The organism is Campylobacter sp. FOBRC14, assembly GCF_000287855.1.
In the GTDB taxonomy this organism is placed as follows: domain Bacteria; phylum Campylobacterota; class Campylobacteria; order Campylobacterales; family Campylobacteraceae; genus Campylobacter_A; species Campylobacter_A curvus.
In genome coordinates, this window is sequence record NZ_ALJJ01000009.1 from 215,302 (window position 1) to 230,011 (window position 14,710).

The 14,710-nt window shown below is 46.1% G+C and carries 13 protein-coding genes and 1 pseudogene; 1 reads left to right on the forward strand and 13 read right to left on the reverse strand.

Annotated elements, in window-relative coordinates:
• Positions 1-18 precede the first annotated feature (18 nt).
• From efp to HMPREF1139_RS04380, 8 genes are all read right to left on the reverse strand, one after another.
• Positions 19-582, reverse strand: a complete 564-nt coding sequence (efp, locus tag HMPREF1139_RS04345) for an elongation factor P (protein WP_009650064.1) — start codon at positions 580-582, stop codon at positions 19-21.
• A 25-nt stretch (positions 583-607) separates the two neighbouring features.
• Positions 608-2,185, reverse strand: coding sequence for a phosphoglycerate dehydrogenase (serA, locus tag HMPREF1139_RS04350; protein WP_009650250.1), 1,578 nt, complete (start codon positions 2,183-2,185; stop codon positions 608-610).
• Entirely contained in the window at positions 2,182-2,664 is a 483-nt protein-coding gene (locus HMPREF1139_RS04355; protein WP_169753689.1) for a hypothetical protein, read from the reverse strand. The genes serA and HMPREF1139_RS04355 overlap by 4 nt, the downstream gene beginning before the upstream one ends.
• Positions 2,665-2,667: 3 nt before the next feature.
• On the reverse strand, positions 2,668-4,341 hold the full coding sequence (locus HMPREF1139_RS04360; protein ID WP_009649964.1) for a 30S ribosomal protein S1: 1,674 nt from the start codon (positions 4,339-4,341) through the stop codon (positions 2,668-2,670).
• 78 nt (positions 4,342-4,419) lie between these two features.
• Entirely contained in the window at positions 4,420-5,244 is an 825-nt protein-coding gene (locus HMPREF1139_RS04365) for a 4-hydroxy-3-methylbut-2-enyl diphosphate reductase (protein ID WP_009650249.1), read from the reverse strand.
• Entirely contained in the window at positions 5,234-6,508 is a 1,275-nt protein-coding gene (gene aroA / locus HMPREF1139_RS04370) for a 3-phosphoshikimate 1-carboxyvinyltransferase (protein ID WP_009650167.1), read from the reverse strand. Before aroA ends, HMPREF1139_RS04365 begins: the two co-directional genes overlap by 11 nt.
• On the reverse strand, positions 6,505-8,841 hold the full coding sequence (gene pheT / locus HMPREF1139_RS04375) for a phenylalanine--tRNA ligase subunit beta (RefSeq protein WP_009650280.1): 2,337 nt from the start codon (positions 8,839-8,841) through the stop codon (positions 6,505-6,507). The genes aroA and pheT overlap by 4 nt, the downstream gene beginning before the upstream one ends.
• Positions 8,838-9,830, reverse strand: coding sequence for a phenylalanine--tRNA ligase subunit alpha (locus HMPREF1139_RS04380; protein ID WP_009650151.1), 993 nt, complete (start codon positions 9,828-9,830; stop codon positions 8,838-8,840). Before HMPREF1139_RS04380 ends, pheT begins: the two co-directional genes overlap by 4 nt.
• Positions 9,831-9,949: 119 nt before the next feature.
• On the opposite strand from HMPREF1139_RS04380, the gene HMPREF1139_RS04385 reads away from it, so the two are divergent.
• Entirely contained in the window at positions 9,950-10,303 is a 354-nt protein-coding gene (locus tag HMPREF1139_RS04385; protein ID WP_009649972.1) for a histidine triad nucleotide-binding protein, read from the forward strand.
• Positions 10,304-10,644: 341 nt separating this feature from the next.
• Here HMPREF1139_RS04385 and HMPREF1139_RS12120 read toward each other — a convergent pair whose 3' ends face one another.
• The 5 genes and pseudogenes from HMPREF1139_RS12120 to argH form a co-directional block, all read right to left on the reverse strand.
• Positions 10,645-11,079 (reverse strand): CZB domain-containing protein, encoded by a 435-nt coding sequence (locus tag HMPREF1139_RS12120; protein WP_407644585.1) that lies wholly within the window; start codon positions 11,077-11,079, stop codon positions 10,645-10,647.
• Positions 11,059-11,730: pseudogene (locus tag HMPREF1139_RS12125) on the reverse strand (methyl-accepting chemotaxis protein); the annotation flags it as partial. The pseudogene HMPREF1139_RS12125 and the gene HMPREF1139_RS12120, both read right to left, overlap by 21 nt.
• Positions 11,731-11,792: 62 nt before the next feature.
• Positions 11,793-12,032 (reverse strand): WG repeat-containing protein, encoded by a 240-nt coding sequence (locus HMPREF1139_RS12130; RefSeq protein ID WP_442852112.1) that lies wholly within the window; start codon positions 12,030-12,032, stop codon positions 11,793-11,795.
• Positions 11,942-12,910 (reverse strand): WG repeat-containing protein, encoded by a 969-nt coding sequence (locus tag HMPREF1139_RS04395; protein ID WP_232209596.1) that lies wholly within the window; start codon positions 12,908-12,910, stop codon positions 11,942-11,944. The genes HMPREF1139_RS12130 and HMPREF1139_RS04395 overlap by 91 nt, the downstream gene beginning before the upstream one ends.
• A 390-nt stretch (positions 12,911-13,300) precedes the next feature.
• On the reverse strand, positions 13,301-14,704 hold the full coding sequence (argH, locus tag HMPREF1139_RS04400) for an argininosuccinate lyase (RefSeq protein WP_009650083.1): 1,404 nt from the start codon (positions 14,702-14,704) through the stop codon (positions 13,301-13,303).
• Between the last annotated feature and the right edge of the window lie 6 nt (positions 14,705-14,710).

The window sequence follows — 14,710 nt, forward strand, 5'->3', positions numbered from 1 at the left end:
CGACGACCGCCAAATCGCTTATTTGTTCGCGCGCTCGATGTATTCGCCGCGGACGGTATCTACGCGGATGACCTCGCCTTCTAGCACGTGAAAGGGTATCTGCACGACCGCACCACTTTCAAGCGTGGCAGGCTTTTTACCGCCTTGTGTGTCGCCCTTGAAATTTGGCGGAGTCTCGACGATCTTTAGCTCCACGACCTGCGGCACCTCAACACCGATCGCCTTACCATTGTGAAATAAAATCTCGACCATCATGCCGTCGATCATCCATTTTTTCACATCGCCCACATCCTCGTCGCTGATCGCCACTTGCTCGTAAGTAGTCGTATCCATGAACTGGCAAAATTCGCCGTCGTCGTAAAGATACTGCATCTCTTTTTCCTCAAGATGCGGCTGCTCGCATTTGTCGCCGGCGTGGAAGGTCTTTTCAAGCACCTTACCGTCTACGAAAGATTTGATCTTTGCACGCACGAAAGCCGCGCCCTTGCCCGGTTTTACGTGCTGATATTCGACGATCTTATACGGAACGCCCTCTATTTCTATCTTTAAGCCTTTTTTTAAATCGCCCATTGAATAAGCCATTGTTTTTCCTTTCGAAATTTAAATTTTAAATAACTGCGTATTGCGCCCAAACGCACGTATCAAGCGCATTTAGCTTCGTAAGCGTCTCTTTGCTGATATTTTCATCGACCAAGATGACAGCAAGCGCCATACCATTATCGCCCCTACCAAGACGGAAGTCTGCGATATTTATCTTCTCGTCCGCCAAAATTTTACTGATCTGTGCGATGACACCCGGCACGTCGTGGTTTTTAAAGATTATCATCTTTCCTTTTGGCTTGAAGTCCGTTTTAAAGCCGTTTATACCGACTATTCGCTGCTCGGTCTCGCCAAAGACCGTACCACTTATCGTCGTCACGTCACTTTCGGTCGTTATTTTGACTGAAATTTTGTTGTTGTATCCGCTTTGAGGAACGATAATAGCTTCGTTTGCTATGCCTTTTTCATCGCATATAAATTTAGCATTTACATAGTTTATCGCATCACCAAGGCTCTCTTTGAGCACTCCAACGAGTGCGAAAGTGAGCATGGAATTTGCAAATTCTCCTATTTGCCCCTCGGCCTCGATGCGAATGGCTTTGATCGCCTTTTTGTTTATCTGTGCGCCCAAAAACGCCATCTTGCTTACAAGATCGACATAGGGCTCGATAAATGGTGGCAAGTCTTCTGTTTTTATCGGTAAATTTAGAGCGTTTGGATAGCTGATGGCTCGCGCTGCGCTGATAGCCTGCTCGACCGCTTCGACCGCGATATTGCGCTGAGACTCCAGCGTATTTGCCCCAAGATGCGGCGTGACGCTCACATTATCAAGCTCAAGTAGCGGGTGGCTAGTCGCGGGCTCTTTTGTAAAAACATCGATACCCGCAAAAGCCACTTTGCCGCTTTTTAGTGCCTCTTCAAGAGCCTCTTCGTTATAAAGGCCGCCGCGAGCGCAGTTTATAAGCCTCACGCCGTCCTTCATCTTGGCTATCTCGTCGCGTCCTATCATATTTGTCGTCTCTTTGGTCTTTGGCGTATGGATAGTGATAAAATCGCACTTTAAAATATCGTCGAAATTTTTAGTGTAAGTGCCGCCCATATCGATGACCTTTGAGGGATCGATATATGGGTCATAAGCGACGATATTCATACCAAAGGCCTTTGCGCGTGCGGCGACGCGAGAGCCGATGTTTCCAAAGCCTATGATGCCTAGGGTTTTGTTAAAAAGCTCGACTCCATACCATTTTTCACGTTTCCAAATCCTGTTTAGCTTAAGGTCGTTATGCGCGTATTCAAGCGATCTGGCAGCCGCTAGCATGTGAGCCATCGTAAGCTCTACCGCAGCGATAGTGTTTGCCGTAGGCACGTTCATAGCGATTATGCCGCGTCTTGAACAGCCGTCTATATCGACATTATCTACGCCTACTCCCGCTCTAACGATAGCCTTTAGCTTTTTACCGGCATTTAAAAAAGCTTCGTTGACTTCAGTCGAGCTTCTGGTTATAGCAACATCGGCTTCGCCTAAAATTTTTAAAAGCTCATCTCTAGGAACGTTTACGGCGTCGATTATTTTAATATCTTCCTCTTTTTTAAGCAGCTCGAAGCCAACGGGGTGTATGGCATCGCAAACGATGATGGTTTTCATAGTTTTACCTCTCTTACACTTGAGTGAATATCATAAACTCGAAGCTGCAATATTATATTTTGAAGCAGTTTCGAGTCCTCCGTATTTAGGAAAATTTGGCTCTTTGTGCCGTCTTTTACGACCGTAAAATCGACATCGGTGCTTTTTAGCGTCTGCATGAGACAAAACATCGAATAAATATCGTTTTTGTCTATCAAAAGCTCATAGGCGGTGATTTTTGGTTTTTCGATTTTAGGCTGATTATACTCGATAAAAATTTCATTTACCGGCAAGACGTAGTCTTTCTTGCCGACGGCAGCCAGCTCGCTCATCCAGCTACTTTTTTCTTTTTTATTATCGGTAAAATTTTGTTCGTTTTTAAAAACGACTCTAGAAGTCGGGTCGGAATTTAAATTTGCGTATCTAAACAAAAAAATCCCGACCGCTCCAAGAGTCACAAGCAAAAGGATAACGACGGCCAAAAGAGCATGTCTACCCATTTATTACTGCAATTGTTCCTTGATGATATCGCCAAGCGTGACCTTGTCGTTATCGTTTATCTCGTTTAGTACTTCGCGCTCTTTTTGTTTAGCCAAGCGGCGAATACTTAGACGAATTCTGTTTTTCTTCTCATCGATAAAGGCTATCGCTGCCTCTATCTCGTCGCCTATTTTTAGGCTCTGGACATCGACGCTGCCAAGGTCCTCTTTGCGGATGAGCGCATCGACATTATCGCCAAGCTCGACGAATACGCCAAAGTCTTTGATATCACGGATAGTACCTTTTACGATATCGCCCACGTTGAATTTATTGGCAAATTCTTGAACCGGGCTTTGTTTTAGATCCTTTAGGCTAAGTGAAATTTTCTGCTCGGCGTTGTCTATCTTGATGATCTTGACCTCGACTTCGTCGCCTGGCTTGAACATATCTTTGCATTTATCGTTTCTATCCCAAGAGGCATCTTCGTTGTGAAGCAAGCCCTCTACGCAGTCTATACGGATAAAGGCGCCAAAATTCGTAACTGTAGTGACTACGCCTTTTACTACATCGCCCTCTTTAAATTTAGACTTAAACTCGTCAAACGGCTTTGGAAGCAAATTTTTAAGGCTCACTCTTAAGCGGTGTCCTTTTGCATCTATCTCGATGACCTCGACATCGATCTCTTGACCTTCGCTGATGTGATCTTTTGGATTTTTGATATTTTTATCCCATGAAATTTCAGATATATGTAAAAATCCCTCTATATCGTTGCCTAGATCTACAAATGCTCCGTAAGGCTCGATGTTACTTACGGTAACTTTTATAGTGTCTCCTACCTCCAGGCCGTCGCTTAATATCTCTTCCCAAGGATCTGGCATCGCTGCCTTGATAGATAAAGACAGATGGCGTTTTTCATTATCGTAGCTGATAACTTTTACCAAGACTTTATCGCCTTCGTTGTAAAGAGAGCTTGGATTTACCGGCCCTTTGTAGCTTATCTCGCTGTAATGAACGAGTCCGTCAACGCCGCCCACATCGACGAACATACCATAAGTAGTGATTTTTTTGATAGTTCCCTCGATCACATCAGCGTTATCGACAATATTTGCTAGCGCCTCTTTGCGTTTTTTGCGGTCATCGTCTAAAATTTTCTTACGTGATACGACGATGCTATTTTCGTCCTTATCGACCTTTATCACTCTTACTTTGTAAGATTTGCCGACCACGTCGTTTGCATTTTTAAACCCGCTTTGAGTTTTAGGTAGGAAGAATTCTACTCCGTTTGCATCTTGAGCGACGAATCCGCCTTTGTTTTTATTGATGATCTTAACGTCTATCTCACCAGAATTTTCAGGATCGTAAGCCTCGATAAAGGCCTTGACTTTCTCTTTCCTAAGCGCTTTTTTATGTGAAACGATAGGCCTTCCGCCCCTTGATCCGGTTATCGCTACCTTGATAGTATCGCCAACCTTATACATCAAGTCGCCATTTGCGTCGGTTATCTCGGAAATATTTAAAATTCCTTCTGATTTTTTACCGACGTTTACCAAAACCTCGTCACCTTTGATATCGACGATCACACCGTCGCTATCCTCTTCAGTCTTCTTAAAAGACTCCTCTAACATTGCAGCAAAATCGATATCTTCGATATCCTCGTCTTTTGCCTTGCTTAGTTGAACGCTCTTGTTCACAGCCATCTTGATCCTTTTGTGTTTTTTCTTGCCTAGGGCAAAGTGTTTTATTATATTTAAAACTCGCTTATTTGAGGTTGAATTTTAAAATTTCTCTATCGCGTCGACGACTTTTTGTATGATCCAGTCAGGCGTGCTCGCTCCCGCACTTATACCGCATAAATTCTTGCCTTCAAACCAGCTTTTATCGACCTCGTGTTCACTCTCTATCAGATAGCTGTCCTCGCAGAAATTTTTAGATATCAGATAAAGCTGCTTTGTATTAGAGCTGTTTTTGCCACCGATGACTATCATCACATCAGCTCTTTTGGCTAAATTTTTGACCGCCTCCTGATTCTCAAATGTCGCGTTGCAGATAGTGTTGAAAACTCGCACTTCTTTGACGCGTAGCATCAAGTAGTTCGCTATTTGCATAAATTTTTCGACTTTGCGCGTCGTTTGACTGACAAGCGCTACCTTTTGTCTAAATTTCACTCCCTCAAGCTCGCTCTCATCAAGCACGACATAAACCTTTCCGCTGGCATAGGACTTCACTCCTTTGACTTCGGGATGATTTTCATCGCCAAATATCACGACATCGTATCCTGCGTTGCTCATATCCTCGCAAATTTGCTGCGGCTTGGTCACGAACGGGCAAGTGGCGTCTATGACTTTGATATCGGTCTTTTTAAGCTCGGCCAGATCGTTTTTTGTGATACCGTGAGTGCGTATGATGGCCTTTTTCTCGTCCTTTAGCTCATTTATGCCGTTGAGAGTCTTGACATTGAAATTCGTAGCCAGGCGGTTTATCTCTTCGTTATTATGTATGAGAGGTCCGATAGTAGCGGCATCGCCCGCATTTTCGGCTATCTTTATGGCGCGCTTTACCCCAAAGCAAAAGCCGTAGCTACTAGCAAGCTCAATCTTCAACGCTAGCACCTATTTTTCGCAATATCGAGACGAAATTTGGAAACGATGTCGCTATAAATTCACTTTTTTCGATTATCATCCCGCATTTTAGCCCCAGCACCGCAAAGCTCATAGCTATACGATGATCGCCGTGACTATCGATAATAGCGCAGCTAGCATCCGATCCGCTCACTTCAAAACCATCTTCAAGCTCCCTTGCCTTTATGCCGCATTTTTTAAGCCCGGCTATCGTTACAGCGATGCGGTCGCACTCTTTTACGCGAAGCTCCTTTGCGTTTTTTAGCACGCTAGTGCCTTTAGCGTTTGCAAAAGCAATGGCAAGTGCGGGTGCCTCGTCGATGAGCCAAGATATATTCTCGCTCACCTCTACGGCATTCAGCGCGGCATATCTTATCTCGATATCGCCGATACTTTCGTATTTGCCGGATATCTCTTTGAATTTTATGTCCGCACCCATTTTTTGTAAAATTTTATATGCCTCGATGCGCGTTTCGTTTAAAAGCACATTTTTTAGCACGATATGAGAATTTGGTATGATGCACGCGGCGACAGCAAAGAAAAATGCAGAGCTAGGATCGTTTGGCACATCTATATCAAGCGGCGCTAGCGGCGCATCCATAGGCTCAAGAGCTATACTGGCGCCTTGCGTCTTTATCTTTGCGCCCATGCCTCTTAGCATACGCTCCGTGTGATCGCGGCTAAGCTCGGGCTCTGAAAATTCGCAACCGTTTGAATAAAGCGCGGCTAACAAAAGCGCGCTTTTTACCTGCGCGGAGGCCACTGGGCTATCGTATTTAAAATGATCCAGCTTTTTGCCGCGTATGCAAAGAGGCGCGGTATTTGCCTCGTTTGCGCCGTCTATCTTGGCTCCGACCGCCACTAGCGGCTTAGCCACGCGCGCCATCGGACGGCGGTTTAGATATTTGTCTCCGCTCAAAACGAAAAAGCCCTCTTGAGCCGCTAAAAGCCCCATAAAAAGGCGCATCGCAGTGCCGGAATTCCCGCATTCCAAAACTACGTCAGGCTCAAGGATTTTCTCCGGCGGAGTGATGATGAGCTCCTCGCCCCTATCCTGGATCTGCGCGCCTAAAGCCTTCACGATGTCTAGCGTATTTAGCGTATCGCCAGCTTTTAGATAGTTTCTGACGTGCGAGGGCTTATCGCTAAGTAGCGAAAATATCGCGCATCTATGAGAGATCGATTTATCGGCGGCTATGCGCGAGAGCTTGGCGTTTATAGGCTCGTTTAGTATGCGAACTTTCATCTGATACCGATATTTAGCTTCGTCTTGAGCTCGCTTAAAATTTTATCCATCAAGACGCCGACCTCTTCGTCTTCAAGGGTCTTATCCATATCCTGAAACGTGAATTTAAGGCTCACGCTGGCAGAATTTTCCAGTCCGGCCCCACGGTAGATATCTACCGGCAAGAATTCTTTGAGCTCTTTTAAATTTAGCCCTCTTATGCACTCGTAAATTTTTGCAAATTCAAATCCGTCAGGTACGATCAGGCTAAGATCACGACTGATACTTGGGAATTTAGAGTAAGGTTTAGCCTCTATCTTATTAAATTTCATAGCCTCGAAGTCTATCTCGCAGATATATGTCTTTGGCAGATCGTGCGAATTTTGCACCTTGATATCCACACGTCCCATGTAGCCGATCTTTTCGCCGTTTTGGCAGATGATCGCCTGCTCATAAGGACTAAGATACGAGATCTTATCATCAGGAAGCAGCGTAAATTTGCCTATCACGTTTTGCACCATCGAGGCAAATACGTAAAAGCCCGCCTCCTCGCCCTTTGCACCATTTATCAGCGAAGGCTCTTTGGCTTGTCCGCAAAGCGCGAAGCCCACGCGCAAGCTCTCTTTGGCATTTTCATCGAAAACCTCGCCAAGCTCGAACAGCTTGACTGATTTTTTAGAATTTTTGATATTTCGCTCGCATGAGTTTAAAAGGTGATTGACAAGCGTCGGTCTAAGCGTATTTAGCTCGTTGTTTATCGGATTTAATATCGCTACTTTGCAAGGAGCAAATCCAAGCTTGCCAAGCTCCTCAAGACTATCAAAAACATAATGCACACTCTCGAAAAACCCGCAGTCCGCCGCTTTACGCCTTAAATTTAGAGAATTTTTATATTTTATATAAGTAGGTGTGAGTCTGTTTTGCTCGGCGAAGACTAACGGCGTGGAGGCGATGTTGTCGATGCCTACTATCCGCACTATCTCTTCACAGATATCGTGTAGGTTTAGGATGTCGTGGCGAAACGACGGCGCCTTTACGTTTATGCTCTCTTGCTCGACATTCACGCCCACTTCAAAGCCAAGCTTCTTTAAAATTTTAACGACATCGTTGCGAGCGACCTCTTGGCCTATCATATTTTTAAGCTCGTTTAAAGAGACATTGATAGTAATGGGCTCTTTGCGCAAAATAGAATGCTGCGATCCTGCGTAAAGACCGATAGCGTCCTTGTAGTTAGAAAGTCTTTTGAAAAAATAATCCGCCCCGTAGGCCAAATTTGGCTCGCTACCACGGCTGGAGCGATAAATTTGATCTCCGCGAGGCAGGTCTTTGTCCTCGCCTATGATCCTTGCAATGACCGACGGCTCGGTGTAGTTAGCCTCCAAAACGATCAGCTTCGAGCTCTCGTCCACCCTGCCCTCGTCGCTTTGATAGATCCCTGCCACTCCTAAATTTTTATCCCCGCAAAATACGACGCACTCGCCGTTTTTGCCATTTTTGATATCAAACATTATGCGCTCGTCGTCACTGCCAAGCTTCGCAAAGTCATACGCTCTAAACAGCACTCCCGTGCAATAGCTCATATAATCAAGCAACCTCTCGATGATGCCCTCTTTTTTGCAATCTATGAGAGCAAGCCTCATGCGCGTGAGTAAATTCTCGCTTATGGTGCTTTTTATCTCGAACGCTCGGTATAAAAATGAGCCTCTTACACCGTCCTCCGCGCGCACGGAGACGATCCTGCCGATGCCAAGCAGATTGTCGGCGTCTTCGTAAAGCAGGTTGTCGCGAAGGTTTAGGTCAAGCGCCGCGCAAATTTCGCGTGCGACGCCGTGCATGCTTTGGCAGTCGCCTCTGTTTGCCGTAACGTCGATCTCGATTATGATGTCCTTAAAAACGTCGAATTCGTTGAGGCTAACACCTAGTTTTAAATTTCCCACGCTTTCATCAAGCGGTAAAATTCCGTCATTTACTTTGACCATGCCAAGCTCGGCAGAAGAGCATATCATGCCGCAACTCTCGACTCCACGAAGCTTGGCTTTTTTTATTTCTAGACCGTTTGGCATCACCGTGCCTATTAGTGCGACCGGTACGAACTGCCCTGCCTCTACGTTTTTAGCTCCGCATACGATTTGCAGCGTCTCTTTGCCCACATCGACTTGACAGACGTTTAGCTTATCGGCGTCCGGATGTTTTTCTTTGTTCTTGACATATCCTACGACGATGCTGTCTGGCAGCTTTATCTCTTTATAGCTATCGACCTCAAGCCCGATAGAATTTAATATCTTTAAAAGCTTCTCGCCGCTTATCTCGCTAATGTCTACCCATTCGTTCAACCAGTGTTTTGATATTATCATTTAAATTGCTCCAATAGTCTTAAATCCCCCTCAAACAGCGATCTTAGATCAGGCACTCTGTGAAGCAACATCGTAAAGCGCTCCACGCCAAGTCCGAACGCATATCCGCTCACGTTTTTATAGCCGACCGCGTTAAAGACGTTTGGATCGACTACGCCGCATCCTAGCACCTCCAGCCAGCCTGTTTGTTTGCAGACCCTGCACCCATCGCCGTGGCAGAAAATGCAGCTGATATCGACCTCTGCGCTTGGCTCCGTGAAAGGGAAAAAGCTAGGACGAAAACGCACTTCGACATCGCCGAACATGTATTTTAAAAATTGCTCAAGCATGCTTTTTAAATTTGCGAAGCTGACCTTATCGCCATCCTCGACTACGAGTCCCTCGACTTGATGAAACATCGGCGTATGCGTAAGGTCCATGTCGCGTCTAAACACCGTCCCGGGCGCTATCATGCGAATAGGCGGCTTGTTTGCGAGCATCGTTCGCACCTGCACGGGGCTGGTATGCGTGCGCAAAAGCCTGAAATCATTTAGATAAAACGTATCTTGCATGTCGCGCGCAGGATGATATTTTGGTAAATTCAGCGCCTCGAAGTTATGAAAATCATCCTCTATCAAAGGTCCGGTCTCGAGCGAGAAATTTTGCATCATGAAGTATTCGATTATCCTATCCATCGTCGCCATCACGGGGTGCAAAGCGCCGCTTGCTACGGGCTCGTTAAAAAGCGTTATATCAACGGCCTCGCTTTTCATCTTTGAAGCGATCTCAAGTGCAGAGAGCTCTGTCTTTTTGGCCTCTATTAGCGCCGCCAGATCGTCTCTTTGCCTGTTTAGATCCGCCGCAAATTCCTTTTTCTCGTCTTCGGGCATGGATTTTAGCTTTGCAAAACCTTCCGCCAAGACGCCCTTTTTGCCGAAAATTTCAACGCGAATCTTCTCAAGCTCGCTAAGTGCGGGGCACTTGTTTATCTTTTCTATGAATTCTTGCAATTTCAAACCTTTAGAAATTTTTGATACCGATTGTAGTCAAAAAGAGTTAAAATTCAGATAAAAGGCGCTAAATTTAAGTGCACTTTGATATAATTTGAGAAAATTTTAAAGGAGTGAAAATGACGATCTTTGAAAAAATAGTAGCGGGTGAAATTCCATGCAACAAAGTCCTTGAAAACGATAAATTCTTGGCATTTCACGATATCAATCCAAAAGCGCCGATTCACATTTTGATAATCCCCAAAAAACACTTTGAAAACATCCAAGAGATGGATCCGAATTTAATGGGCGAGATGCTTTTGTTTATCCAGCAAGTAGCGCGCCTGATGGGCGTGGATAAAAGCGGCTATCGTTTAGTCACAAACTGCGGTGAAAACGGCGGTCAAGAGGTCATGCACCTGCATTTTCACCTGCTTGGCGGAGCAAAGCTTGGCTGGAGCGATGCCGTAACAAATCCGCAATCCACGTTTTAACGCATTTCCACCCTAAATTTAGGGTGGATCTAAATAAATTTGGCTCTATTCTAACAATATTGTTTTAGCTTTCACAAAAGCGAAGTCAAACCTTGTAAAACGACGCTATCGCCGCCGATTTTTACTTCGTGCTACGCACTCGTAACGAGACTTCGCTACGAGGACAGGGAAGCGGTAGCTGACCGTGGTCTGCTTGCAGTTGCGAGACGAAGTCGAAGTAAAAAATCGTGCTACATGTTCGGCTTACTCGCTCCCGCACAAACGCTGTTCGCGTCTGTGCTAGGTCGCTCCTGGAGCGAGCAAGGTTTGCGAAGCGGATATCAATACTTTAGCCTAAAATTTTACTTTCTTGCTTTTTTGATAGCCGCCAAAAGCATCTCAAAGCCGATCTTGCTTGATCTCTCGACATCTTTTAAAGCCGATATAGCCTCTTTTTTATGGCCTTTGTCAGCTGATCTTTCTATCACTTTAGCTAGGCCGCTATGGACGTTTTCATGATGGTGGGCTATCTCGTTTATAGCCTTTTGATCGCTGCTTATCGCGCCTTTTACATACTCCTCGAACCACTTGCCAAACCTGCAATGATGGACATCAGGGATGCTGTCTCGCTCATCTTTTAAAATGGCTCTATATCCGCTTAATTTTAAATTTATATGATCGATCTTACCGTTGCTGACGTTGATCTCGTTAGTCACGTTTAGAGCTTGGCTTAGCAAATTTTGAGTATTTTCATTGACACTTGATATGTTCGCGTAAAATTCATCTAAAATTTTCATCGTATTTGCCGAAAGATCGGAAAAGTCTTGGCTCATTTCAGACATCGTGTTCGCATTTTGTTTAAGTCCGTTGATATTCACCTCAACTTCCAGTGTTGCCTTTTGCGTGCGCTCGGCGAGCTTTCGCACCTCGTCCGCCACGACAGCAAAGCCGCGTCCATGCTCTCCTGCACGAGCCGCCTCGATCGCAGCATTTAGGGCTAGCAGATTGGTTTGATCGGAGATATCTTTTATCAAATTTATGATCTCGGAGATGGAGGAGACGCTATTTGTCAAAGACGAGGCGTTAGCTTGCAGATCGGTACTTTTTTGCTGCACGCTTTGCATGGAATTTACTATCGATGTGGTCTGCTGCGTGAGCTTTTCGGTCTTGGCGAAGGTTTGGTTGTTTAGATCGTTCATACCGCCAAGCGCCTTGATATTTTCCTCCATCGTGCTTTGCAAAAAGTTCATACCATCGGCGTAGCTATCTATCAAAAGCGTCACGGCTTCGTTATTATCGGCGTTAGATTCGTTTTTGCCAGCACCTACGTTTTGTGCCTTTGCTACTTCGTTTCTAGCTAGCTCGAGCTCTTTTTTGAGTCTTTGAATTTCTAGTGTGAGCTCGTCGTTTTGCGCTTGAAGCTCTTTTTGTCTTGAATTTCCAAACATCTTTTCTCCTTTGGCGCTTATTATAATGAAAATTTCCTCGTTTTTTGTATAAATTTTTAAATTTATCGCGGCTTTAACATCGGCTCGCCGTTTATATCGATGAAAAACAATATATACTCCCTTCCTAACCTCACAAGCGCAAGCCCTTCGCTAAAATCACTATAAGGGCGGTAGAAAAACGGTGGTATCACGAGATTTGCGCTCTTGTCGATCACGCCCCATTTGTCGTCCCACTCTTCGCCCTGACTGACAAACGCCAGCCCCTCGCAAAAATGATGAGCCGCGTCAAAAACCTGCGGCAAAGCGACATCGCCGCTACTATTAATGAAGCTAGACATATACTTCTGATCCTGCGTCTGGTACTTGCCAAAAGGCACGATAAGCTTGCCGTTTGTGTCGATGAACGCGTATTGGAGGGGGGGGGGTAAATTTCTGCTTGTTCGCGCCTGATGACCTGAGCGATACCGCGTCTAAAAATATCAACCGCAAGATAGCTAGGCGGCACGATGATGTTATTGTTTTCATCAATGAAGCCCCATTTTTCACCGACCTTGACCGCCATCAGCCCCTGCGACCTAAGACCCGCGCCATCATATAGGGGCGGTATCGCCGTTTCGCCTTTTGTGTTTATGTAGCCCCATTTGTGCGCTCTAACTGCGGCAAAACCCTCCGAAAAGTCGCCCACCTCGCTAAATTTAGGCTCTATAAGGATATCGCCATTTTTACCCATAAAGCCCCATTTTTTGCTGTCTCTATCCATAAATTTAGCCAAACCGTCATGAAAATCGCCCACTTTATTAAATTTTGGCGGGATGACGACTTCGCCAGATTTATTGATAAAAAAGCGCCGCCCTTTGCAAGCCACTCTGGCTAGTCTCTCGCAAAAGCTGGCGGCAAAGTCAAATTTTGGTCTTACCTTAAATTTGCCTGTCTTATCGATAAAGCCCCATTTCCCGCCACTTTTCACGGCCGCCAGCCCCTCGTGGAAATCGCCCGCAGCCTTAAAGCTCAAAACCTCTCTTTGCGCTCCGTTCGCATCTACCGTAAATATCCGCTCGCCCAAGCGCGCATACGCTCTGCCTCGCATAAATTTCGTCGCGTAGTCAAATTTAGGCTCTATGACGACCCGTCCGCTCTCATCTGCAAAGCCGAATTTTCCGTTATTTTCTATTAGTTGCATGTTTTTCTTGTTTAAATTTGACACTGTTTTGATGAGGTGTTCGTCTTTATTGTTAATAAAAGCAATAAAGCGAAGTCAAACCTTACAAAACGACGCTATTGCTGCCGATTTTCAGGGCAGGCGAAGCCGAAGCAAAAGAGATTTCCTTCGAATGCCGTTTGCACCCATCTCTATATCTTTTCAAGGGGCGGACGGGGCTCTACTTACGAAGCGTCTCCCCTTCCGCCCCTTAGACCCCACCTTCCCCACTGCACGTTCAAGGTTGCTGTCGCTTCGCGACAGGTTTAAAATAAATAGCAAAAGTAAATGGTGCTTGAAATACTTTTTTAAATAAAGTCATTGCCCCCTACCACTCACATTTATCTATATTATCGTTCCCTCAAACCAAATTTAATCCCCGCTCTTTGCCAGCCACGATTCTAGCTGCTTTATCTGCTTTCTCACACTCGCATTTGCCGTGCCACCGGCTGATGTCCTAGCCTCTTTTGACGCGTGCAGGTTTAAAAATTTAACGGCATTTTCATCTAAATTTTCATCGACGCTTTTTAGCTGCGCGGCGTCAAGCTCGCTTAGATCCACGCCCAAGCTCTCTGCGTGCGCCACGGCTTTGCCCGTGATAAAGTGCGCCGTACGAAACGGCACGTTTTTCTCACGCACGAGATAGTCCGCTAGATCAGTCGCGCTCAGATGTCCTTTTTTGGTCGCGGCAAGCATATTTTGCTCGTTAAATTTAGCCTCTTTCATCATCGCGTTTAGTATAGCAAGCGAGCTCGTGGCAGTGCGGACACTGTCAAACACGCCCTCTTTGTCCTCTTGCATGTCTTTGTTATAAGCTAGCGGCAAGCCCTTCATCGTCGTTAGAAGCGCGATGAGGTTGCCGTTTGCGCGCCCGGTTTTGCCGCGGATGAGCTCGGCTACATCGGGATTTTTCTTCTGCGGCATGATGGAGCTTCCTGTCGAATACGCATCGCTGATCGTAACAAAGCCAAACTCCTGCGAGCTCCAAAGTATCAGCTCCTCGCAAAGGCGCGAGGCATGCGTCATCAGCACGCTGATGTTAAATAAAATTTCCAGCGCAAAGTCGCGGTCCGAGACGCTATCCATCGCATTTTGCGTTATGCCGGCGAAATTTAGCTCCTGAGCTACGAGCTCGCGCCTGATCGGATGTGGCGTGCCGGCTAGTGCGGCAGAGCCTAGCGGGCAGAGGTTGTTTCGCTCGTGCGAGCTGATAAACCGCTCAAAATCGCGTTTAAACATAAACGCATACGCCAAAAGATGATACGCAAGGCTCACGGGCTGGGCGTGCTGCAAGTGCGTGTAGCCGGGCATAAGCGTATCAAGGTGCGCGCTAGCAAGGCTCGTGAGTGTCGCGATAAATTCGCGAATTTGACGCGCGATCTGCTCATTCTGACGTAAGACGTAAAGGCGAAAGTCCAGTGCGACCTGATCGTTTCTGCTACGCGCGGTGTGTAGCCTGCCGCCAAGCTCACTGCCGATTAGCTCACTAAGGCGCTTCTCTACCGCCATATGAATGTCCTCATCAGCGGTCTTGAACTCAAATTTACCCTCCTCGATCTGAGCGAGCACCGCGTCCAGCCCCGCCACTATCGCAGCCGCCTCATCAGGCTTTAATATCCCGCACACACCAAGCATTTTCGCGTGCGCCTTGCTGCCTGCGATGTCCTCGCGGTAGAGATTTTTATCAAAGCCGATCGAGGCGTTAAACTCCTCCAAAAGCTCGCTACTTTCACCGCTAAACCTGCCCGACCACATTTTTTTTGGATTTTCTTGCATCGTTTT